The sequence below is a fragment of the Pseudodesulfovibrio aespoeensis Aspo-2 genome (assembly GCF_000176915.2).
GTDB classification, from domain to species: Bacteria; Desulfobacterota; Desulfovibrionia; order Desulfovibrionales; family Desulfovibrionaceae; genus Pseudodesulfovibrio; species Pseudodesulfovibrio aespoeensis.
The window spans coordinates 1,631,037-1,653,893 of the sequence record NC_014844.1; the positions used below are offsets into that span (position 1 = coordinate 1,631,037).

The 22,857-nt window shown below is 59.0% G+C and carries 18 protein-coding genes, 1 tRNA gene and 1 pseudogene; 10 read left to right on the forward strand and 10 right to left on the reverse strand.

What is annotated here, in order from left to right; all coding sequences use genetic code 11:
• Positions 1-168: 168 nt before the first annotated feature.
• A complete protein-coding gene (locus tag DAES_RS07315; RefSeq protein WP_013514397.1) occupies positions 169-1,431 on the forward strand; it encodes an NAD(P)/FAD-dependent oxidoreductase in 1,263 nt (420 codons plus the stop codon).
• Between the two features lie 54 nt (positions 1,432-1,485).
• Here DAES_RS07315 and DAES_RS07320 read toward each other — a convergent pair whose 3' ends face one another.
• The gene (locus DAES_RS07320) at positions 1,486-3,711 is read right to left on the reverse strand and encodes a CHASE2 domain-containing protein (protein WP_013514398.1); all 2,226 of its coding nucleotides are present in this window, start codon (positions 3,709-3,711) and stop codon (positions 1,486-1,488) included.
• Between the two features lie 237 nt (positions 3,712-3,948).
• Between DAES_RS07320 and DAES_RS07325 the strand changes: the two genes are divergently transcribed.
• The 4 genes from DAES_RS07325 (at position 3,949) to DAES_RS07340 (ending at position 8,912) form a co-directional block, all read left to right on the forward strand.
• Entirely contained in the window at positions 3,949-5,235 is a 1,287-nt protein-coding gene (locus tag DAES_RS07325; protein ID WP_013514399.1) for a TolC family protein, read from the forward strand.
• An 84-nt stretch (positions 5,236-5,319) separates the two neighbouring features.
• Positions 5,320-7,011 carry a peptidase domain-containing ABC transporter gene (locus DAES_RS07330; RefSeq protein WP_013514400.1) on the forward strand — a complete coding sequence of 564 codons (1,692 nt, stop codon included), beginning with the start codon at positions 5,320-5,322 and terminating at the stop codon, positions 7,009-7,011.
• 8 nt (positions 7,012-7,019) lie between these two features.
• On the forward strand, positions 7,020-8,444 hold the full coding sequence (locus DAES_RS07335) for an HlyD family type I secretion periplasmic adaptor subunit (RefSeq protein WP_013514401.1): 1,425 nt from the start codon (positions 7,020-7,022) through the stop codon (positions 8,442-8,444).
• Between the two features lie 285 nt (positions 8,445-8,729).
• Complete coding sequence (locus tag DAES_RS07340) at positions 8,730-8,912, forward strand: ferredoxin (RefSeq protein WP_013514402.1); 183 nt, start codon at positions 8,730-8,732, stop codon at positions 8,910-8,912.
• Positions 8,913-8,974: 62 nt separating this feature from the next.
• On the opposite strand, the gene DAES_RS07345 is transcribed toward DAES_RS07340, so the two are convergent.
• From DAES_RS07345 to mauJ, 4 genes are all read right to left on the reverse strand, one after another.
• Positions 8,975-9,427 carry a DUF1499 domain-containing protein gene (locus tag DAES_RS07345; protein ID WP_013514403.1) on the reverse strand — a complete coding sequence of 151 codons (453 nt, stop codon included), beginning with the start codon at positions 9,425-9,427 and terminating at the stop codon, positions 8,975-8,977.
• Between the two features lie 77 nt (positions 9,428-9,504).
• Positions 9,505-10,392 (reverse strand): DMT family transporter, encoded by an 888-nt coding sequence (locus DAES_RS07350; protein ID WP_013514404.1) that lies wholly within the window; start codon positions 10,390-10,392, stop codon positions 9,505-9,507.
• Between the two features lie 615 nt (positions 10,393-11,007).
• On the reverse strand, positions 11,008-13,056 hold the full coding sequence (locus DAES_RS07355) for a methyl-accepting chemotaxis protein (RefSeq protein WP_013514405.1): 2,049 nt from the start codon (positions 13,054-13,056) through the stop codon (positions 11,008-11,010).
• A 498-nt stretch (positions 13,057-13,554) separates the two neighbouring features.
• Positions 13,555-14,298 (reverse strand): methylamine utilization protein MauJ, encoded by a 744-nt coding sequence (gene mauJ, locus DAES_RS07360; RefSeq protein WP_013514406.1) that lies wholly within the window; start codon positions 14,296-14,298, stop codon positions 13,555-13,557.
• A 329-nt stretch (positions 14,299-14,627) separates the two neighbouring features.
• On the opposite strand from mauJ, the gene DAES_RS07365 reads away from it, so the two are divergent.
• A complete protein-coding gene (locus DAES_RS07365) occupies positions 14,628-15,278 on the forward strand; it encodes an IS1595 family transposase (RefSeq protein ID WP_013513093.1) in 651 nt (216 codons plus the stop codon).
• A 131-nt stretch (positions 15,279-15,409) separates the two neighbouring features.
• Here the strand turns inward: DAES_RS07365 and DAES_RS07370 are convergent.
• From DAES_RS07370 to DAES_RS07390, 5 genes and pseudogenes are all read right to left on the reverse strand, one after another.
• A tRNA-Ser gene (locus tag DAES_RS07370) sits at positions 15,410-15,505 on the reverse strand.
• A 228-nt stretch (positions 15,506-15,733) separates the two neighbouring features.
• Positions 15,734-16,809 (reverse strand): annotated as a pseudogene (locus DAES_RS16930) (IS3 family transposase); the annotation flags it as partial.
• 287 nt (positions 16,810-17,096) lie between these two features.
• Positions 17,097-17,747: an IS1595 family transposase gene (locus DAES_RS07380; protein ID WP_013513093.1), complete on the reverse strand. Its 651-nt coding sequence runs from the start codon at positions 17,745-17,747 to the stop codon at positions 17,097-17,099.
• 24 nt (positions 17,748-17,771) lie between these two features.
• Positions 17,772-18,269 (reverse strand): nucleoside deaminase, encoded by a 498-nt coding sequence (locus DAES_RS07385; RefSeq protein WP_013514408.1) that lies wholly within the window; start codon positions 18,267-18,269, stop codon positions 17,772-17,774.
• A 5-nt stretch (positions 18,270-18,274) separates the two neighbouring features.
• The gene (locus DAES_RS07390; protein ID WP_013514409.1) at positions 18,275-19,090 is read right to left on the reverse strand and encodes a phosphoribosylformylglycinamidine synthase subunit PurQ; all 816 of its coding nucleotides are present in this window, start codon (positions 19,088-19,090) and stop codon (positions 18,275-18,277) included.
• Between the two features lie 172 nt (positions 19,091-19,262).
• Between DAES_RS07390 and DAES_RS07395 the strand changes: the two genes are divergently transcribed.
• The 4 genes from DAES_RS07395 to lptC are packed head-to-tail and all read left to right on the forward strand — an operon-like array spanning position 19,263 to position 22,857.
• Positions 19,263-20,906 (forward strand): CTP synthase, encoded by a 1,644-nt coding sequence (locus tag DAES_RS07395; protein WP_013514410.1) that lies wholly within the window; start codon positions 19,263-19,265, stop codon positions 20,904-20,906.
• On the forward strand, positions 20,907-21,716 hold the full coding sequence (gene kdsA / locus DAES_RS07400) for a 3-deoxy-8-phosphooctulonate synthase (RefSeq protein WP_013514411.1): 810 nt from the start codon (positions 20,907-20,909) through the stop codon (positions 21,714-21,716).
• The gene (locus tag DAES_RS07405; protein ID WP_013514412.1) at positions 21,709-22,236 is read left to right on the forward strand and encodes a KdsC family phosphatase; all 528 of its coding nucleotides are present in this window, start codon (positions 21,709-21,711) and stop codon (positions 22,234-22,236) included. Before kdsA ends, DAES_RS07405 begins: the two co-directional genes overlap by 8 nt.
• Complete coding sequence (lptC, locus tag DAES_RS07410) at positions 22,237-22,857, forward strand: LPS export ABC transporter periplasmic protein LptC (protein WP_013514413.1); 621 nt, start codon at positions 22,237-22,239, stop codon at positions 22,855-22,857.

Genomic DNA, 22,857 nt, shown 5'->3' on the forward strand with positions numbered 1-22,857 from the left:
TGTCACATAATTGCTTGGATTTCAGGTTTTTGTGGAGAAACGGGCGTTTGAATTTATTGTTATGGATTTTTTTGGGAATACTGGGTAAAGAGACTGTCCGCTTGCATTTTGCCGCCTTTTTGAACAGAATTGGGAATGGATACCGAATCGAACACAGGGAGAGTTTTCATGGATTACGTTATTGTCGGAAACGGCGTTTCGGCCATAGGAGCGATAGAGGGAATTCGACTGAAAGACACTTCCGGGAAGATTCTCGTCATCAGCGACGAAGAGGTGCCCACCTACGGAAGGCCGCTCATTTCCTACTATCTGTCCGACAAGATCAAATTCGAGACGCTCCCCTACAGGCCGGAAGCATTCTATCAAAAGAACAATATCGAGATGAAGCTCGGCTCGCGGGTGCTCTCCGTGGACACCGAGGCCAGGGAACTGCTGCTCGACAGCGGCGAAAAGGTGACCTACGGCAAGCTGCTGCTGGCTACCGGCGGCGCGCCGGTCAAGCCCGCCCTGCCGGGCATCGACGGCCCTGGCGTCTACAACTTCACCACCGTGGCCCATGCCGAGGCCCTGCGCGAGCTGGTGGACAAGGTCAAGAAGGTCGTGGTCATAGGCGCGGGCCTCATTGCCCTCAAGGCTGCCGAGGGGTTTGCCGAGAAGGGCGTGGATGTGACCATCGTCGTGCGCTCCCGGATCATGCGCACCTATTTTGACGAGACTGCCAGCGAGCTCATCGTGGCGCACCTGGAGAAGAACGGCATCCGCTTCATGCAGGGGACCGGCACAAAGGAGATCGTCCGCTACTCCGACGGCACCATCAAGGGCGTGGAGACCGACCAGGGCTTTGTGGGCGCGGATGTGGTCATAGTGGCTGCGGGCGTGCGGCCCAACATGGGGCTGGCCGTGCAGGCGGGCATCAGTACGGTCAAGGGCATCCGGGTCAACGACTTCATGGCCACCAGCAATCCCGAGGTGTTTGCGGCGGGCGATGTGGCCGAGGCCAGGGACATGCTCACCGGCGAATTCACAGTGCGCCCCATCTGGCCCAACGCCTATTCACAGGGCCGCTACGCCGGGCTGAACATGGCCGGGGCGGGCAAGCCCTATACCGGCGGCATGTCCATGAACTCCATCACCTACTACGGCCTGGCCACCATCTCGGTGGGCGAGACCAACCCAGGCGAGGGGGAAGGCTACGAGACCGAGACCTTTCTCGACCGTGACAAGTCCGTTTACCGCAAGCTCGTCTTCAAGGGCGACAAGCTGGCCGGCTGCATCCTCATCGGTGACATTGACGGTGCCGGTTTCTACACCAGTTTCATCAAAAACGGCTTCACCCTCGACGCCGACGCCCGCAAGCGGCTCATGGAGGGCGACCCCTCGCCCGCCCTGTGGCCCGACGAGTTCATCGAGGCCATGCACAATAATCCTTAAACTACAGAATAATTCATGAAAAAGGGCCGCGCATTTTGATGCGCGGCCCTTTTCCTATTTGGTCTTGTGGGTGAACACGCCGTCCCAGGTTTCTCCGGGCGGTTCCTCGGCCAGATGCTGGCACCGTTCGATATACATGTCGCAGAGCACAGGCTCGTTGCCCAGCGCCCGGAGCTCCTCGAACAAGGCGCGTGCCTCGTCGAAGCGCTGGGCCAGGTACAGTTCGTGGGCCTGCTCGTAGGTGGCCAGCTCGGCCTCCCGGATCTGCGCTTCCGCATGGGTGTAGGCTGTATAAATGGTCACCGGCTTCTCCTTGCCCTTGACCCGCACGCTGTCCAGGATGCGGAAACGGTAAGTGTCGCCGCAGGCGTCCACGATGGTCTGGCTGACCACGAGTTTCTGCCCGTAGTATTTGGTCAATCCCTCCAGGCGCGAGGCGAGGTTCACGTTGTCGCCGATCAGGGTGTAGTCGAAGAGGTCGGCGGACCCCATGTTGCCCACCCGGACGCGGCCACAGTGCACGCCGATGCCCACGGCGATGGTGAAACCGTATTTCTCGATGAACAGCGTGTTCAGGTCGTCGAGCCGGTCGAGTTGCTCCATAGCGGCGTGCAGCGCCTTGAGCTGATGGTTCTCGACATCAAGCGGCGCGTTCCAGAAGGCCATGACTGCGTCGCCGATGAACTTGTCCAGCGTGCCCTGGTTCTCGGTGATGATCCGGGTCATGGGCGTCAGGTAGTCGTGCAGCAGATTGGTCACCTGGGTGGGGGTGAGCTTTTCCGAGAGGGTGGTGAAGCTGCGCACGTCCGAGAACTGGATGGTGATTTCCTTTTCCTGGCCGTCCAGGGACAGGGACTCCGGGTCGTCCATGATCTGCGAGATGACCGAGGGCGCGAGGTAGTGGGCGAACGCGCCGTGGATGAACTTCTTGGCACTCTCCTCGCGCCAGAACTTGATGGCCGTCAGCAGGAGGAAAGTCAGCCCCAGGTTGATGAAGGGGTAGAGGGGCGAGATGAAAAGGGACTGCCGGGCGTAGAGTTGCACCGTGGCGTACCACATGGCCCAGCCCAGGGCTACCAGGGGCAGCGCCAGCCACGCGGCCCTGGCCCACATCAAAAGCAGGGTGGTCAGCAATCCCATGGTCAGCATCATGGCCAGCTCGACCCCCTTGGCCCAGTCCGGGACCATGAGGAACTGCTTGGAGAGGATGTTGTCGACGATGGTGGCGTGCGCTTCCACGCCCGGATAGCCGGGGTCGAGCGGGGTGGCCCGGATGTCCTTGAGTCCGGCGGCCGAGGTGCCGATGAAGGCGATCTTGCCGCTGAGCGCACCAGGGGCGAGGCGTTTGTGCAGGATGTCGGAGGCGCTGATGTATTCAAAGGTTTTCATGCGACCGCGATAATTGATGAGCATGCGTCCGCGCTCGTCCGTGGGGATGACGGTCTGGCCCAGGCGGACCGACTCCACCCCGTTGGACGACATCTTGAGGACCGTGGATTCCGCCCCGGTGGCCTCCATCAGGGTGGAGAGGGCCAGGCTGGGGTAGAACTGTCCGTTCCAGCTGAAGAGCAGGGGGACGCGGCGGTAGACGCTGTCCTCGTCGGGCGCGATGGTGATGAATCCGGTTCTCGGAGCCGCCCCTGCCAGGACCGGCAGCGGGCAGATGGCCTCGACCGCCCGGAAGAGCATGTCGTGGGGCGAGGGCGCGCCGGGCGGGGCGATGACAGCCACCTTGGCGGGCGCGATGGCGCAGTCCGTGCCCGAAGCCGCACCGTCCTCGCGCTTCACGGCCTGGGTCAGGAAGTCAAAGCCGAGCACAAAGGGGCCGGTGGCGATGTTGCGGGCCAGCAGTTCGTCGTTGTCCTCCAGGGCCGGGGGCAGCCCCTGGATGACGATGTTGATCTTCATCTCTTTTTTGAGCTGACTGATCAGCACCCGTGGCGAGGTCCGGTCCGGCTCGGCAAAGATGATATCGATGCCCACGGCTGCCGCTCCATAGGACTGGAGGTACTTGAGCAGCATGGCCATCCGGTATCTGGGCCAGGGGAACTGGCCCATCTCGGAGAGGCTTTTTTCGTCGATGTCGATGATGACCGGCACGTTTGTGGCGTTTGAGTCATGGTAGCTTCGCAGGTATTGGTCATAGACCTTGTAGTCGAGAAAACGAAGGAATGTCGGCTGGATGATGAACAGTGCTGTCATGAGCAGCGAAGCCCCAAGCCCGGTGCCGAGGAGGATGAGCTGATCCTTTCCGAACGCTTTTTTCAGCATTGCGAGCATTTGTCTTACCTGCCTTGCGCCGGGATTGAAAGTACGTTCATAATCTTGCCATATCCTGGTAGAAAATGTGATTTTTGTTGAAAATAGTCAAAAAAGCGCATACGGTGTGCCAGTTTCATTGTGCGAGGCGGGGTGGTTCGTGAAAATAATTCACAGGATAGCTCGCTCGGACTGGTCCGAACATACACGTGGAGATGGGCTTTGAAAAGGCGTTGTACACTTTTTTGTGCCGGATTGATGGTGGTTGTGTGCGTCCTGATCCAGACAGGAAGCGCTGCCGCGCAGGAGGAACGGAGCATTGATCTCAATGCCCTGCTGCGCGAGCTTGTGGAGAGCCATGACCGCGTCAAGGCATCCGAGGCGCAACTCGAATCCGCCACGCACCAGTACAAGCGGGCACAGGGCGGCTGGTATCCCAAGGTGGATGCCAAGGTCGAGGGCGGGCGCGAGAATCTCAGCAAGCCCCTGGAAGCCGAGACCCAGATGAACCGCAACCAGCAGAAACTCTCGGCCACACAACGAGTTTACGACTTCGGCGGCACCTCCGGCTCCATCGATTCAGCCTCCGGGCGGGTCAGGGAGTTCGAGGCGCTTCTGGCCAGGACCAAGCAGGTGGTCATCACCTCGGGCATCACGGCCTATCTCCGGGTCATCCGCTCGCGCGAGCTGCTCAAGTATGCCCGCAGATCCGAGCAGAGCATGAAGGAACTCTCCGGCATGCAGGAAGTGCTCGTCCAGCGCGGGGCCGGCTACTCCTACGAGGAGTTGCAGGTCAAGGGCCAGCTGGCAGGCGCCCAGTCCTACCGCGTCACCCAGGAGCGCGAACTGCAAATTTCCATCAACAACTTCAAGGCGGTATTCGGTTTTCCTCCCACCCTGGAGGAAGTGAACCGGATGAACACCGTGCCTTTGCCGAGCCGCTTTGTACCCACCAATGTTGAAGAGGCCGTGGACATCGCCTTTGAGTCCAACCCGGTGCTGCTTGAAACCAAGTACACCCTTGAGCGCCTGGAGGGCGACCTGTCTGCCCAGGAGGCGAACTACTACCCGAAGTTCGATGCCGTGCTCGAAAGCGAGCGCAAGGAAAACGATCAGGCCAGCGCTGGCGTCAGGTCCGAGCAGCGGGCCACCCTGATGATGACCTACAACCTCTTCTCCGGTTTTCAGGATGTCGAGGGTGCCCGCGCCGTCAAATCCGAGATGACGGGCACCAGCCGCACCCTGCTGGATCGCCGCCGGACGGTGGAGGAGGGCGTGCGCAACGCGTGGCTCGAGCTGACGACCCTGCGGCAGAACTCCGAATTGTACGAGAACCAGGCCAATATCACCTGGGAATTTCTCGGTCTGGTCAAGAAGAAGAAGGCCCTGGGCGAAGATGTCCGCCTGCTCGACATCCTGGTGGGCGAGCGCGATTACATCTCCTCCATCAGCGCCAAGGTGGTCACGGATATCGACATCATCATCGCGGCCTACACCCTGCTCTACGAGATGGGCGTCATCACCGAAGACACCACCGGGATGTAGGCCCGCCGCGACGCGGGACTTCGGTCGCGATCGCCGGGACGGCCCGGACCATCTGATTTCAACGGGAATGCACAAGGGGTTGGCATGAACGAGCTCTTCAGACGCCTGTTCCGTTCCAAGCCCCTGGCGGTGCAGATCATTGTCGCCTCGTTCTTCGTCAACGTCCTGTTTCTCGCCTCTCCCATCTTTGTCATCCAGATTCTGAGCCGCTATGTGGGCTACGGGTTCGACGGCACCCTCTACACCCTGACCGCGGGCATGATCATCGCCCTGGTCCTCGGCCTCGCCTTTTCCATGATCAGGACGCGCATGTGCGCCACCCTCAGCGCCGAGCCCGACAGGCTCATGCAGGCCGCGGTGCTCGATTCCCTCTCCCGGATCAAGGCGGTCGCCTTCGAGCGCATCCCCCAGGCCCGAATCCAGGAGGTCATGGCCGGGCCGCAGGTGGTGCAGAGCGCCTACGAGTCGGCGCACATCGCCGCCGTGCTGGACATGCCGTTCTTTCTCCTCTTCCTGCTGGCGATCACGGCCTTGAGCCCGTGGCTTGGGCTGATCACGCTCCTGGCCGCCGTCACCACCGTGCTGGCGGGCCGGATGAACATGCTCCGGGCAAGGGACACGGACAACGCCCTGCGCGAGGAGCTGATCCGCCATCGCGGCGGGGTCAATTCGGCCATCCAGGGGGCCGAGACCGTGCGCGCCTTCCACGCCGCCGGGTTTCTGGGCAGGCTGTGGACAGAGCAGGTGGAGCGGCTCATGGCCCTTCGGGAGCTTGCCGTCAACCAGAAGAGCTGGGCAATGGCCGTGGTGCAGGGGCTCAATTCGCTGCTGCGGGTCCTGATCTACGCCGTGGGCGCCAAGCTGGTGGTCTCCGGCGATCTGACGGTCGGCTCCCTCATAGGCATCAGCATCCTCTCGGCCAAGGCGTTGCAGATTTCGACAGGCTTCATGCAGTCGGTCCAACTCATGGGCAAGGCCGAGGACACCATGCGCATGATCGGCGAATTCATGAGCCTGCCCAGGGAATCGGCTGGAGGCACGGCCATCAAGCGGTTCACAGGCCGGATCGAGTTCAGGGACGTTGCCATCGCCTTTCCCGGTGCCACAGGGCCGCTGTTCGAGTCTCTGAACCATGGTGTGGAACCGGGAACTGTGGTCGGTATTTTTGGTGCCAACGGCGCGGGCAAGACCACCTTGTCCAAGCTGGTGGCCGGGCTGCTCGAACCGAGCCGGGGCCAGATTCTGGCCGACGGGGTGGACCTGCGCCAGCTCGCCCCGGAGTGGTGGCGCAGGCAGGTGATGTACCTGCCCCAGGAGCCCACCTTTCTGAATGGCACCTACCGCGAGAACATCACCCTGCTCAATCCCGACATGGAGGACGCCCAGCTCAACGATATCGTGCGTCGGGCCGACCTGCGCCGCTTTCTCGACTCTACAGCCACCGGCCTGGATACCCCGATCACCGAGGGTGGGCGCAGCCTCCCCCTTGGCGTGCGCAAGCGGCTGGCCATTGCCCGGGCCCTGGTGGCCCAGGGCAGGCTGGCCGTCTTTGACGAGCCCACCGAGGGGCTGGATGTCGAAGGGTGCGAGGCCGTGTTTCAGGTCATGAATCACCTGGCCAAGGACGGCGTCACCCTGATCATTGTTTCCAGGGACCCCAACATCGTCAAGGGCTACACCACGATCATCGATCTCAACTCCAAACCCGTCCCCAAGATCGGCCTGGTGCAGAAAAAGCCCGTGGCCCCGGATCAGGCAACGGCCATGAAGTCATAGGCGGCAGGATGACGAACACGGACAACGCCCGCGAACTGGACCGGAACACGAAGGTATTCTTCTATCTTTGCGCCGGGTTCTGCATCAGCTTCTTTGTCTGGGCGTCGTTCAGCCCGCTTGATATCGTCAGCGACGCGGTGGGCGAGGTCATCCCCAGCTCGCGGGTCAAGCGCATCCAGCATCTTGAGGGCGGCATCGTCCGAAAGATCGTGGTGCGCGAGGGCGACCTTGTCGAGGTTGGGCAGCCGCTCATCGAGCTTGAGACCACGGCCAGCGATTCCACGGTGGAGGAACTCAATGTCCGGGTCAGTTCGCTCACGGCTGAAATAGCCCGGCTTGAAGCGGAATCCCGCTGGTTTGTTGTGGGCGTAGACGCGGCTGCGCAGGAAGAATCGGCGGACGCCAACGCCACCCGGTCAGAGGACTCCGGAATCGAACCCCTGGAACTCCCGAGTGTCGAAGTTGCCGGGGTGGGGCTGCGCCTTGACCCGTTTTCCGTTGAGATCGCGTTTCCAGAACAGCTTCTGCACGACGCGCCCGGCATGGCCGATCAGGCCCGCCAGCTCTATGAGGCGCGGCGGGAAAGGTTCGTCAACGACCTCAATGCGCAGCGCGAAAAGATCAAGCAGCGCGAGCAGGATGTGCAGGAGATTTTTGTCAGGATACGCAACCAGAAACAGGGCCTGGTCTATGTGCGCGAGCAGATCGCCATCAGCGAGGAATTGCTCAAGGACAAGCTGACCACGCGCTACAAGCACCTGGGGTTCCTCAAGGAGGAATCCACTCTGATCAGCCGCATCCAGGAGGACGACGCCGCCCTTGCCAGGGCCAGATCAGCCCTTGTGGCAGCGCGCGACAGCCTGGACCAGATATTCAACTCCTTCCACGAAGAAGTGCAGGAAACCCTGCGCAAATCGCGCCGCGAGCTTCTAGAATTCTCCCAACGGCTGCGCAAGATGTCCGACAGCCTGGAGCGCACGGTCATCCGCTCCCCGGCCAACGGTATCGTCAAATCCATTTACATCATGGGCGAGGGCGAGGTGGTTCAGCCGGGCATGACAGTCCTTGATATCGTCCCGGCAGGGGACAAGCTGGTCATCGAGGCGCATCTCGCCCTGGGTGACATCGGCTATGTCCAGGTGGGCCAGTCGGCCACGGTCAGCCTGGCCACGGGCGACGCCCGCATGTTCGGCCATCTGGAGGGAACGGTCGCCACCATCAGCCCTGACGCCATCACCAAGGAAGACGTGGGCACCTACTACAAGGTGCTTGTCGAGACCGAGAACGACCGCTTCGAGAAGGATGGCCGCAGGTACCAGCTCTATCCCGGCATGCGTGTGCTGGTCGGCATCAAGACCGGTGAGCGGACCGTGATGGAGTATCTCGTCTATCCCTACTTCGACACCCTCTATCACGGCATGCGCGAGCGGTAGGGCCGGGCATTTACCCGGTCCTTCGGGGGTTCAGATGTTCCTGGAGAGCATCAGCCAGCCCAGGGCGAAGACGGGGAAACCGGCGGCGACACTGGTGGCGGCAAGGGGCAGGATTTCAGGCATGGGATGGGCTTACGCCCCAGGGCCGCATTGCCAACCCGCGCACTGGGTGTTTTTTCGCGGCATAGATAAAAAAGGTTGCAACGAAAATGGCTCAAGGGGTATAGGAAGGAAAGCCATGAGCTTGTAAGGTAATCATCATAAATTGTTTCAGGAGGTTCTACTATGGGTATTGTCATCGATCACGATGAATGCATTGGCTGTGAGTCCTGTGTTGAGATTTGTCCCGATGTCTTCGAGATGGATTCCGATGGCGAAAAGGCTATCGTCATCAACGCCGACTCCACTGCCGATTGCGTTGACGAGGCCATCGAGACCTGTCCCAACGAGGCTATCTCCAAAAGTTAGCCTTCCTGATCGAACCGAAACGGCCACGCTCTGTGGCCGTTTCGGTTTTGTTCTGCCCTTGATCAATCCCCCCGATTTTCCGAGAAGATTTTCCGCAGTTCCTCGACGCGGTCCCGGCTGGCGTTGAAGTCCATCTGGCCGATGCGCGAGGACGAGCGGATTTCTATGACACCCCGGCCCTCGTCATAGTGACACTCCAGGTCATCCACCAACCGCAGCACCCGACTGGTGAACTCGGCCCGCAGGTAGGGGCCGTCCATGACCACGGCCTTGCCGCCGAACATGGACTCGATGGCATTGGACAGATCGACCATGACCACCTCCGGGCTGCCTGTGGCCGCGATGGGCGCGACGTGGTGCGGCCCGTTGTCCTGGGACGAGACGCAGGCCGGGCTCTCCGGACAGGCGGCGAATCTGCCGTTGCGCAGGCCCAGGGTTTCGGGTGCCTTGCTGGCGCAGGCGGACAGGATCAAGGCGGCCACAACCAGGGTGAGGAGGGGGGTGAGGTGCTTCATACCTCGCAATCTATGGCATTTCGCGGGGGATGATCAATGGTTTTGAGCGCGGATTCTTCGTCATCGGCAAATGGCGTTCACCGTTGGCGCGTTGCCAGGACCACTCCGGTGAAGATGAGCACGAATCCGACGCCGTGCCACACCGTGATGGGCTGGCCCAGGAGAAAATAGGCGGTGATGCCGCTGAAGACCGGCGTGAGGTATTGGAACAGGGACGAGGTGCCGGGCCCGATGAGGCAGACCGCGGAACTCCAGAGGAAGAAGGCGGCCAGCGACGCCCCGAGGCCGGTATAGAGCGCTGCCCCGACAATGGCCGGGGTCATTGCCCAGGCGGGGTGAAAATGCTGCTCGATGAGGGCCGCGGGGATGAGCGGGATGAGGCCGATAAGGAAGGTCACGCCCAGGAAGGAAAACAGGCTGACACTGGGTGACCGCCGTTTGATCAGGATGCTGTAAACGGCCCAGAGCAGTCCGGCCAGGAGCATGGTCAGATCGCCCGTGCGGAAGGTCAGGGTGCGCAACATGTCCAGGTCGCCGCGGGTGGCGATGGCAACCATGCCGCCCACGGCCACGGCAAGGCCAGCCGCCCTGAAAGGCGTGATTTTCTCCCCAAGGAAGAGGCGGGAGAGAATGACCACGAAGATGGGCGTGGTGCCGGTCAAGAGGGCGAGGTTGACGGTGTCCGTGGTCCTGGCGCTGTAATAGATGAGGGTGTTGAAGACCGTGACCCCGGTGAAGGCCGCGCCGCACAGGGGCAGCAGATTCGCGCGGATGGCGGGCCATTCGCGGCGCATGCGCCCGACGACAAACGGCGCGAAAAACAATGTGGCCGTCCCCCAGCGCAGGGCGGCCAGGGTGATGGGCGGCAGCGCGTCCACAAAGCCACTGGCAATGACGAAATTGCCGGACCAGATGACAACGGCCAGCAGGGCGTAAACATATCCAAGTGTCTGTGGCTGCAACATGGTCGGCGATTGATAGGGAATCACGGGTTCAATGGCAAGGGGGACGTGGCTGACAGGTCTGCCTGTCGAAATGCCGAGTCCTTCAAGATGGCATTGGAGCGGGAGCCGTGCCCGATAGTTTTTACTCGCATTCTGTAGAGATTACAGCAGGTTGTTTCTTGTCTTGACGCATGTTCCATGAGTCTTGAGGAATACTCTGTGATTTCTGAGAACGCACTTGCATTTTCAAAAAATGAGGCCTAGGGGGAAGGAGTGTCAATTGATTTTTGCCGACAGGGACTGTTTGTGATTCTGTGTGATTCATCCGGGAGTTTTTTTACGATTTCTCGGACTCAAAGTGTATATGTTCGGTTAGATGTCTGTTTCTTGTCAACCTTGTGAAGCATGTTATTGTAAATTTTGAAATAGGAGCATAGTCGTGGAATACATATTACCCATCGGATTGCTTGCCGTCATCGCAGCTTTTGCCGTGTATTTTTTCATGAGGCAAAAGTAGCTCTCCAAGGAAAGTCAAATCGCAGGCCGTGTTTTTACAATAGCTGAAAAGAGCCGTAAAACACCCACCTGCGGCAATGCCCCTGAGCCTGTTCCGACCCAGGGGCATTGCGGCCATCTCTAGAATTTTTCGAATCCATCATCCTCGTGGGCTTCGAGGGCCTGGGGCCGGGGCGATCCGTTCGAGGCGGTCCGTCCCCCGGCGTCGTTGCGCGCGCCGACTGCCGGACGCGGTGCGTTGCCGAAGCCAGAAGCGCGCGCCCTGCCGTCATTTGTCAGCCTGCCGATGTTGAAAAAGGCCATGGTTGTCTGCAACTGTTGGCCCTGGCTTGCCAGCTCCTCGCTGGTGGATGCCATCTCCTCCGAGGCCGAGGCGTTTTGCTGGATGACGGAATCAAGCTGATTGATGGCGTGGTTGATCTGGTTGGCCCCGGCGTTCTGCTCGTTGCTGGCCGCGGCAATCTCCTGGACCAGGGCGGCGGTGCGCTCGATGTTGGGCACCAGCGTATGTAGCATCTCCCCGGCCTTTTTGGCTATGGCCACGCTGCTGCCGGAAAGCTCGCTGATCTCGGCTGCTGCAAGGCCGCTGCGCTCGGCCAGCTTGCGCACCTCGGCGGCGACCACGGCGAAACCCTTGCCGTGCTCCCCGGCCCTGGCCGCCTCAATGGCCGCGTTGAGGGCCAGCAGGTTGGTCTGCCGGGCTATCTCCTCGACGATGGATATTTTTTCGGCGATGCTGTTCATGGCCTGCACGGTTTTGCCCACTGCCTCGCCGCTGAACCGGGCATCGTTGGCCGCTTGCTTGGCAAGGGCTTCGGTCGTCTTGGCGTTTTCCGCGTTCTGGCTGATGTTGGCGGTCATCTGCTCCATGGAGGAGGAAACCTCCTCAATGGATGCGGCCTGCTCGGTGGCTCCTTGAGACAACCCCTGGGACGAGGCCGAAAGCTCCTCGCTCCCGGCGGCGACATTGTCCGTGGCGGACTGCACGTCGCGCACCACCCCGGTGAGCTTGTCGCTCATCTCCCGCAGGGCTTCGGCGAGCTCGCCGATTTCATCGCGCTGATGCACATCGACCTTGGCCGTCAGGTCGCCCTGGGCAAGGGCTGTGGCAAACTCCACGCCCTTGCGGACCGGGCCGGTGATGGACTTGGCCAAAACATAGCCCAGCACGAGGGCCAAGCCCGTACCAAGGAGCATCCCGACGATGGAGATGGAGGCCGACCATGATGCCTCGGCAGCGGCCCTGCTTCTGGCTTCGACCGATATCTTTTCGTTTTCCACGAGCAGTTTGTCCAGAATGCCCAGGACCGCCTGCTGCTTGAGCCTGGCGATGATCATGGCCTGTTCGTTCATGCTTTCGTAGACGGTCTCGCCCTCGGCGGCCACGGACCGAAGCTCCCTGAACCTGTCGAATATCTCCTCGGCCATGGGGGCAAGGGTCTTTTCGTAGACATCCCATGCCCGGCCATTCTCGTTCGACTCGGCGTAGGCCTTGATTTCGGCCACAGCCGCGTGAAAGGCGTCGTGCGGCTTGACGGTTTCCGCCAGTATCGTTTTGATCCTGGGGTTGTCTGTCGTGGCCAAGGTCTCGTTCAGCCACATGCCAAAGGCGCACATGCCAGGATCATCGCCGCCATGGAACATGACATGGAACTGCACCGCGTTGGGCACCTGCGACATGATCTCGTAGTGGTCGGCGCGAAATTCCTCCAGCCGCCTGCGCATGTCCGTGGGGTTGAGGACGCCGTTGGCCATCAGCCTGTTCTGCAGGTTGACGAACTCGTCATTGGCCTCGTCCCACGCCTTCATGGCCGGGACAAGCTCCTCCATCATGGCCAGCTGGTCGCTGTTCTGCGGCAGGGCCGCGTATGCGTCACGGGCCGCCGCGTAGGCGTCGTGGGCCGCGTTCATGTTGACAAGCTGGGTCTGCCGTTCCTCCCTGCTCAGGCCCGGATTGAGCAGCGTGCGCTGGGCAACCCGTATGGATTCGATCTCCTTGGCCATCAGTTCCAGATGGGTGACTGCGGGCAGCCGCACCTCGCCCAGTTCTTCCACATGTCCGGATATCGAGTTGATGCTGAACCACCCCGTCATGCCCACGGCAAGGGTGATGATGGCAACCAGGATGAATCCGCCGAGCAGCTTGACCATTAATCTGATGTTTTTCATTGGAGCCTCAAAGCTATGTTCAATTATGCAACACAAAAAAAATGCAGTTAACTTGAAACAAAAATGTCACAGCTTAACATTGCAACAACACAAGAGATATCCCTATGTCATGCCAACTGTTTTTGCCTACGCTTCTTCAATCGCTCATTCAATGAGAAATTCACATGGGGGATGTTTTAAACAGCCTGGGGTAGCGGGGGCGCTGTTGATTAAAGAAGGGGTGGCCAACGACGGGGCGTGTGGGACAAAATATGCCTGAGCGTGAAATTCAGGGCTTTCGTTTTTCCTTGGCGGAGAGGGGGGGGCGAGAAGTTTTACTATCAACCTTTGGAATCATTGATACTTTTTTGCTTCGTGTTCTAGGTGTAGTGTAGCAGTCAGGTGTAGCGGTTGGCAAGGTATGATATGCTTGATTGTATGGGTGGTGGAGGCGGGGAGAGCTGAGTGCCTCTACCAACATTTGATTTTCAATCTGTCTATAGTGTAAAAACAAGATGTTTAATATTGTAATAGGTTGGGAATCCCCATTTCATCCACCATGTAATGTTCAGCTGCCATCTTGATGATGTTGTAGCATAGCCCCGTTTTCTTGTGGTCATATAGGCTTTGCACGTCGATAGCTTCCTTTCCGCCATGTGCAACGCCACACCTGCCATATTTCCACAATACCAGTTGCAGTTCGGCTGGGTCTTTAGGGACGTATTCATATGGCTTGTCAAATCCAAACCCGTCCCAATGCTCTGTCAGAAAATTTGTAACCCACTCTCGGCGAGTGGGCGCATCCATTCGAATTTCAAAAATTTTGTATAGACCAAGCAGCTGGAAGAACACACTGGTACTACTGAATCCTTCTTTGAATAGGCCTACAGCTAATCTCTGTTCATGATCAAGCGGCATAGGTTTGTAATATCTCATGTCCACATTAACGTGCATGCTTCTTTGTCCTGCCAACATCGCAATGCACCTTCCTCCACCGCCAGTCATATGTTCAGTTGCAAGGATTTTGACCTTGTAAAGCCATGACAGTTCACTGAGGAACATCATGCCTACTTCGTGTTCAGCATCACCGTTACTGTTTTTAACTTTAATTTTTAGCTGGTTGGAAATGAATTTTGGAACCGGATATTCTTCACGTACTTCGAATACTTCCTTGGTTAGTTCTATTTCATAGCCATTATAATTAAAGGCGTATGACTCCTGATCAAACATCCCACTGAAGTCAAAACCAATTATTGCGTACATCAGCTACTCCTTTCCAAGATGATTATCACATAATCACAAGTCTGTAAGTGGGCGTGTATAGACCTCAAATAGATAGATGCACACCAAGAAAGAAACAAGGGAAAACAAAACCCGTCCAGAAGCGCAGTCAGGGCGGGAGATTGCGGGAGCTGTACGAGGCATCCTGTTTTCTGATTTGACCCCAGGTCCCTGGGAATTCGGGGACACCTTACTAAATACAAATCCAATAAAAATTGATTTCCAAAAAAATCCCCCTGCACGTCAGCGCAACCTATAGGGAAAAAGTTTGGGGCTGTACCAGATAACTCCTCTGGGTTATCGGTATGGCAATGCGAAAAAGTCGTTTGAGTCAGAAAAAGCAGCTCCGATTGATTGAGCATTTTGTAGCTGGCACCACTGCCCGCTGTGCAGCTGATCTGGTTGGAGTGAACGTCAAAACAGCCGCCTTTTACTTTCATCGGCTCCGGGAAATCATAGCTGAAGAAGAGGCCGGTGAAGGGATGGATTTTGGCGAATTTGAAGTCGATGAAAGTTACTTCGGAGGAAAGCGGAAGGGCAAACGGGGCCGAGGGGCCGCAGGCAAGGTGCCTGTTTTTGGAATTCTTAAAAGAGGCGGGAAGGTATACACACAGGTGATTCCTGACGCCAAGAGCAAGACGTTGCTGCCTATTATTCGTGGGAAAGTGCAACCAGACAGTATCGTGTACTCAGATGCTCTTTACAGCTACAATGTCCTCGACGTTTCCGAGTTCAAACACTTCAGGATCAACCATTCGAGGTTGTTTGCCGACAAGCAAAACCACATCAATGGGATTGAAAATTTTTGGAACCAGGCCAAGCGCCACATGAGGAAATTCAACGGCATTCCGACCAAGAACTTTCCTCTATTCTTGAAGGAGTGTGAGTGGCGTTTTAACAACACCAATCCACAAAGACAGTTTAAGCAACTGAAACAGTGGGTTAAGAAACATATGGGCTAGTTATCTGGTACAGCCCCAAAAGTTTTGGAAAAGGGAGGGGATGGAGTCCAGAGGAAGGGGAGGGAAAGAACCTTTTTCAAAAGGTTTTTCCCTCCCCTTCCTCTGGCCGCAGGAGGCATTACAAAAAAAAGTGGCGGAGAGGGTGGGATTCGAACCCACGTACGGGCTGTTAACCCGTAACTCGATTTCGAGTCGAGCGCGTTACGACCGGACTTCGCTACCTCTCCGCGTGGGGCGGCGCGCCAGGGGCGGGCGCCGACGTGGAATGGGTTTATAAACAGACTCGGCGCGGGTGGCAAGCAATTTCGCCACCCGCGCCGAACCGTTTTGGGAGTGTGCCGCCCTGAGGTGAGGGGTGGGCGTGTAAAGTCCCCTTTCATAGGGCCAGTTAACGGTAGAGACTCCCGACAGTTTTCGGGGGGGTTGCCCAGAGGGCAGGGGGTACCCCCTGCCCTCTGGGCAGCAAAATTTATCGGCGACATATTCCCCAGGGATTCATGAGGACGTCCCTCGTTGTACTCACGGATAAAGTCCTCCGTAATGGCCCGAACTTCGCTCAGGCTGTTGAACACGTACAAATCAAGCACTTCTTCTCTGTAGGTCCGGTTGAACCGCTCGATGTATGAGTTCTGGGTGGGCTTGCCAGGCTGAATGAACTCCAGATTCACGCCATGCGATTCTGCCCAGGCCGCCATGACAGTCCCCGAGAACTCCGGACCATTGTCCATTCGCAACCTTTCGGGATAGCAGCCACGCTCTTCGGCGACCCGATCCAGCACCCTTACCACTCTTCCTGCTGGCATATTGGTATCGATTTCCACGGCCAAGGCCTCACGGTTGTAATCATCTACAGCGTTGAAAGTCCTGAAGACGCGACCGCTGTAAAGGGTGTCCCGCATGAAATCGATCGACCAGCAATGGTTTGGCGCAAGCGGCTGGGCCACTGCCGTCCGAGAGGCTTGCGGAAGCCGCTTCTTGGCCTTGCGCTTCAGGTTCATTTTCAAGAGGCAGTAAACCCTCCAAACCTTCTTGTGGTTCCAGGGCTTGCCCTGCTGTCGAAGGACGTTGAAAAGTTTACTGAAGCCCCATGTAGGCTTTTTCTCGGCCAGTTCAGTCAAGGCTGCGATGACATCGCTATCGTCCCGCGGGTGCGGCTTGTAGGCGTAGTAGCTCCTACTGATGCCCATGGCCGCGCAGGCCTTGCGCGAGCTCAGCTCAAACGCGTTGACCATGTGCGTGACAACTTCCTTGCGTTGAACTGGCCTCAGAGTTTTTTTTCGATTACATCCTTGAGCGCCATGTTTTCCAGGCTGAGGTCGGCGAACATCTGCTTGAGCTTACGGTTCTCCGCTTCGAGATCCTTCATCCGTTGGATATCGGATGCCTCCATGCCGCCATACTTTGACTTCCACTTGTAGTACGTGGCGCTGCTCACGCCGTGCTCGCGGCAGACATCGACGACAGTCCGTCCGCCTTCCACTGCCTTCAGGATCTTGACGATCTGGTACTCACTGAACTTCGATTTACGCATACAAAACTCCTGTCCCATTTTGGGCCAGAAGTCTCTACTTGGCAATGGACCTAGTTTACGGGGACTTTACAGGCGGCCTAGGTGCGGTCCGCCCGTTTCAGGGGTGACGCGGACTCGCAAGGGTTCAACACCCTCTGCATAGCATGTTTGCGAGGTTTGTAAAGAAAATCAGGAAATTCAGAGCGGTGTGGTGGGAAATTGTCCGGGCCGGGGGCGGTCAGGGCCGGGGGTGCGCCGGACATGCACTTGAAGCGTCAACGCTTTCTTTTTGGGGCTGTACCAGATAACTAGCCCATATGTTTCTTAACCCACTGTTTCAGTTGCTTAAACTGTCTTTGTGGATTGGTGTTGTTAAAACGCCACTCACACTCCTTCAAGAATAGAGGAAAGTTCTTGGTCGGAATGCCGTTGAATTTCCTCATGTGGCGCTTGGCCTGGTTCCAAAAATTTTCAATCCCATTGATGTGGTTTTGCTTGTCGGCAAACAACCTCGAATGGTTGATCCTGAAGTGTTTGAACTCGGAAACGTCGAGGACATTGTAGCTGTAAAGAGCATCTGAGTACACGATACTGTCTGGTTGCACTTTCCCACGAATAATAGGCAGCAACGTCTTGCTCTTGGCGTCAGGAATCACCTGTGTGTATACCTTCCCGCCTCTTTTAAGAATTCCAAAAACAGGCACCTTGCCTGCGGCCCCTCGGCCCCGTTTGCCCTTCCGCTTTCCTCCGAAGTAACTTTCATCGACTTCAAATTCGCCAAAATCCATCCCTTCACCGGCCTCTTCTTCAGCTATGATTTCCCGGAGCCGATGAAAGTAAAAGGCGGCTGTTTTGACGTTCACTCCAACCAGATCAGCTGCACAGCGGGCAGTGGTGCCAGCTACAAAATGCTCAATCAATCGGAGCTGCTTTTTCTGACTCAAACGACTTTTTCGCATTGCCATACCGATAACCCAGAGGAGTTATCTGGTACAGCCCCTTCTTTTTTCGAGGAAAAACCGCTTGAGCAGGGTGGAGCATTCCTCTTCCATGACACCCTGGACAAACCACATGCGGTGGTTGGCAAAGGGCAGGGCGTGGCCCTGGAGGTTGGAGATCACGGCCCCGGCGCGGGGATCGAGTGCGCCCATGACCACGCCCGCCACCCTGGCGTGGATGAGCGCGCCGGTACACATGAGGCAGGGTTCCAGCGTCACGGCCAGGATGGTGCCGGTGAGCCGGTAGTTGCCCAGCCTGGCCGCCGCCTGCCGCAGACAGAGCACCTCGGCATGGGCCGTGGGGTCGTTCAGGCCGACAGGGTTGTTGCGGGCCGCGGCCAGCAGCGCGCCATCGGGCGCGAACAGGGCGGCCCCGATGGGGGATTCGCCCTCCTTGGCCGCCATGCACGCCTGGGCAAAGGCCACGTCCATGAGCGACCGCCACGAGGTCCCGGCGGGCGGATCGGGCGGCGTCAAGGGCATGGGGATTACCGTGTCCTGAGGTAGTTGACGCCCGCCTCGAGCATGGCCAGCCCCAGCGGGATGGCCGGATCAGTGCCGCGCGTCCACGAGGGGTGGTTGGTCGGGTGGTTGTAGCATTCCGGGTGGGGCATCAGGCCGAGGATGCGGCCCGAGGGATCGGTCAACCCGGCAATGCCCAGCGGTGAACCGTTGGGATTGTAAGGATATTCCTGGGTCGGTTCGCCCGTGGCCGGGTCCACGTACTGCACGGCCACGAGGTTGCTCTCCTGAATGGCCCTGAAGGTGGCCTCGTCCATGGGGATGATCTTGCCCTCGCCGTGGCGGATGGGAACATCGAGCAGGTCGAGACCTTTGGTGAAGACGCAGGGCGAGGCGGGATTGGCCTTGAGGCGCACCCAGCGGTCCTCGAACCTGCCGGAATCGTTGTAGGAGAGGGAAACCTGCCGCTCGAAATAGCGGCCGCCCACAGCCGGGAGCAGGCCGAGCTTGCACAACAGCTGGAACCCGTTGCAGATGCCGAGGATGATGCCGCCGGAATCAAACAACGCCTTGAGCTGGTCGAGCACGGGCGAGCCGTCGACGGTATTGGCCCAGCGCCAGCGCAGGGCCGCGGCCTGGGCCGCGCCCAGATCGTCGCCATCAAGAAACCCGCCGGGGCAGAGGAGGTAGTTGTAGCTGTCCATGCGCACATGTCCGGCCACGAGGTCCGAGAAGTAGGCGATGTCGGCGCTGTCCGCGCCGGCGGCTTTCAGTGCGTAAGCGGACTCGTTTTCGCAGTTTGTGCCGTATCCCGTGATAACGAGGGCGTTGACGCGAGCCATGAAAATCTCCTCTTGCTGTTGACTTTGTTGCAGTACCCTGCAAAATTTGCGAAGCAGTTTTTGCTGGGCAGGAACATACGTGTCCGGGACTTGTCAGTCAACATGGACGGATCATGGGGTTGCTCGTCATTTTTCCTTACAATTCAAGTATAACGAAGGGGCTTGCTGGCATATGAAAACCAAATTCATATTTATTACCGGTGGTGTTTTGTCCTCCCTTGGCAAGGGGCTGGCCGCCGCTTCAATCGGGGCATTGCTCCAGGCCAGAGGGCTCAAGGCCACCATCCAGAAGCTCGACCCCTACATCAACGTGGACCCAGGGACCATGAATCCCTTCCAGCACGGAGAGGTCTACGTCACCGACGACGGCGCCGAGACCGACCTCGACCTGGGCCACTACGAACGCTACCTGGGCAAGGCGCTCACCCAGCAGAACAACTACACCTCAGGCTCCATCTACTACTCGGTCATCCAGAAGGAGCGGCGCGGCGACTACCTGGGCGGCACGGTCCAGGTCATCCCGCACATTACCGACGCCATCAAGGAAGCGGTGGTCGGCCTGCCCACCGACGAGGACGTGGCCCTCATCGAGATCGGCGGCACTGTGGGCGACATCGAGGGCCAGCCCTTCCTGGAGGCCATCCGCCAGCTCAAGAACGACCTGGGCAAGGAGAATGTCCTTTACATCCACCTGACCCTGGTGCCCTACATCAAGGCCGCTGGCGAACTCAAAACCAAGCCCACCCAGCACTCGGTCAAGGAACTGCGCAGCGTGGGCATCCAGCCCGATATCATCATCTGTCGTTCCGAGGTGGAGCTGGACGAGGACCTGAAGCGCAAGATAGCCCTGTTCTGCGACGTGGACCGCGATGCGGTCTTCACCGGCGTGGACGTCTCCTCCATCTATGAGGTGCCGCTGAAATTCTACGAGGAGGGCGTTGACCAGAAGATCGCCATCCTCCTCAAGCTGCCCGCCAAGAACGCGGAACTCGGCCCGTGGGAAAGGCTCGTGGACCGGCTCAAGAATCCCAAGGGGTCGGTCAAAATCGGCATCATCGGCAAGTATGTGGACCTGACCGAGGCCTACAAGAGCCTGCACGAGGCGCTCATCCACGGCGGCGTGGCCAATGATGTCAAGGTGGAGCTCGAATACGTCAACTCCGAGAAGGTGACGCCCAAGAACGTCGAGAAAAAGCTCAAGGGCCTGGACGGCATCCTCGTACCCGGCGGGTTCGGCTCGCGCGGCATCGAGGGCAAGATTCTGGCCATCAGATACGCTCGCGAGAATAAGGTTCCCTTTTTCGGCATCTGCCTTGGCATGCAGTGCGCGTGCATCGAGTTCGCGCGCAACGTCATAGGGCTTGAGGGCGCCAACTCCGAGGAGTTTGACCCGCTTACCGAGCACAACGTCATTTATCTGATGAAGGAATGGTACGACTTCCGCACCAGAAAGACCGAGACGAGGTGCGAGGAGTCGGACAAGGGCGGCACCATGCGCCTGGGCTCCTACCCCTGCAAGATCAAGAAGGACACCGTGGCCCACGTCGCCTACCAGACGGTCAACATCGACGAGCGGCACCGCCACCGTTTCGAGTTCAACAACCGCTTCATCGATCAGTTTGTGGAGCAAGGCATGGTCTTTTCGGGCACAGCCCCGGACGAATCCCTGATGGAGATCGTGGAGCTGCCCGGTCATCCGTGGTTCCTGGGCTGCCAGTTCCACCCGGAGTTCAAGTCCAACCCCATGAATCCCCATCCGCTGTTCCGGGATTTTATCAAGGCATCCAAGAACGAAAAGGCGAAAAAGGACAAATAATTGGCAATCTGCGAACTCTACAGGGCCAGCCGGTCGGGTCCCTTTGTCCTGGCCGGACCGTGTGTCATCGAAAACAGGGAGATCACCCTTGAGACGGCGCGGGTCCTGGCCGGGGTGGCCGACAGGCTCGGCCTGCCCCTGGTTTTCAAAAGTTCCTTTGACAAGGCCAACCGCACGGCGGTGACGAGTTTTCGCGGCCCCGGCATGGACGAGGGGCTGGCCATCCTGGCCGAGGTCAAGCGCGAGACAGGGCTGCCCATCGTCACGGACATCCACAGCCCCGAGCAGGCGGCCCGTGTGGCCGAGGTGGCGGATGTGCTCCAGATCCCGGCCTTCCTGTGCCGCCAGACCGACCTGCTGGTGGCAGCGGCGCAGACAGGGCGGATCGTGAACATCAAGAAAGGGCAGTTTCTCGCCCCCTGGGACATGAAAAACGCCGTGGAAAAGGTCCGCGCCTCCGGCAACGAGCAGGTGTGGCTGACCGAGCGCGGCTCCACCTACGGCTACAACAATCTGGTGGTGGACATGCGCTCCATCCCGGAGATGCGCAAATTCGACGTGCCTGTGATCATGGACGCCACCCACTCGGTGCAGTTGCCCGGCGGCCTGGGCGGAGCATCCGGCGGGCAGCGTGAATACGTGCCGGTGCTCGCCTGCGCAGCAGTGGCCGCCGGGGCCGACGGAGTGTTTCTGGAGACCCACCCCGACCCGGACGCAGCGTTGTGCGATGGTCCCAACAGCCTGCCGCTGGATAAAATCGAGTCTCTGCTGGTTCGGCTCAAGGCTATCTGGGAGTTGAACAATGGATGATGGCGTCATGGCGCTGGCCAGCAAAATACGGCTGCTCGTGCTCGACGTGGACGGCGTGTTGACCGACGGAGGGTTGTACTACGATGCCGACGGCCTGGTCATGAAGCGATTCAACGTCCAGGACGGCTTCGGCATCAAGCTGGCCCAGTCCGTGGGGCTGGAGATCGGCGTCATCACCGGTCTGGACCAGAAGCCGGTGGCCAAACGCATCAGGGAACTCGGCATCGTTCACTACTATCCGGGCAACCACAAGAAGCTTCCCCATTTTCTTGAGATGTGCGAAAAGGCCGGGGTCAGTCCCGGCGAGGCGGCGTTCATGGGGGACGACTGGATCGATCTGGCCGTGATGCGCGAGGCCGGGCTGGCCATGTGCGTGCCCAACGCCCAGCCTGAGGTGCTTGACGCAGCCGACTGGGTCTCCACCCGCCCCGGCGGACACGGCGCGGTACGCGAGGCCATCTCGTTCATCATGCAGGCCAGGGGGCTTACGGAAGACGCGCTGAAACAGTGGGCGGAGTAGATGAAAAGGCGTCCCGAGCTGCTGCTCGTCACGATCTTCCTGGTGGGCCTTGCCCTGGGCATCGCGGTCAAGGCCGTCTTCTTCTCCGACGAGATCATCGAGCCCACGGCCCTGGAGCCGGTGGAGGGCAAGTCCCGGGCGCAGCTCCTTGACGAGGCGGATATCTCCGCCGAGGACATCGAACTGGTGCAGGGCACCCAGGGCGCCATGACCTGGAAGCTGCTGGCAACATCGGCCCGGTACAACCAGGAGCGAAAGCTGGTCGGCGTGGACAGGCCGCAGCTTTCCGCCTATTTCGGGGTGGACCGGCAGGAGGTCTATGTCAAGGCGGACCGGGGTGAGGTCGATCAGCCCAACGACAACCTGACCCTTTACGACAACGTGACCGGGCGGTTCGGCTCGCTTGCCCTGGACGCGGCGCATCTCGACTATGTTGGAGCCATCGACAAGGTCTATCTCAAGGGCGGCGTGACCGTGCGCAGGCCCGACATGACGCTCAAGGCGGCAGCTGTGGAGATCGATCTGGTCACCCATGAACTGAAGGCGGCCGGAGGGGTGGAGGCGCTGTTTGCGCCCAAGGGATTTGACGGAAGCCCGTTCTTGGACCAGGGCAGGGAGTAA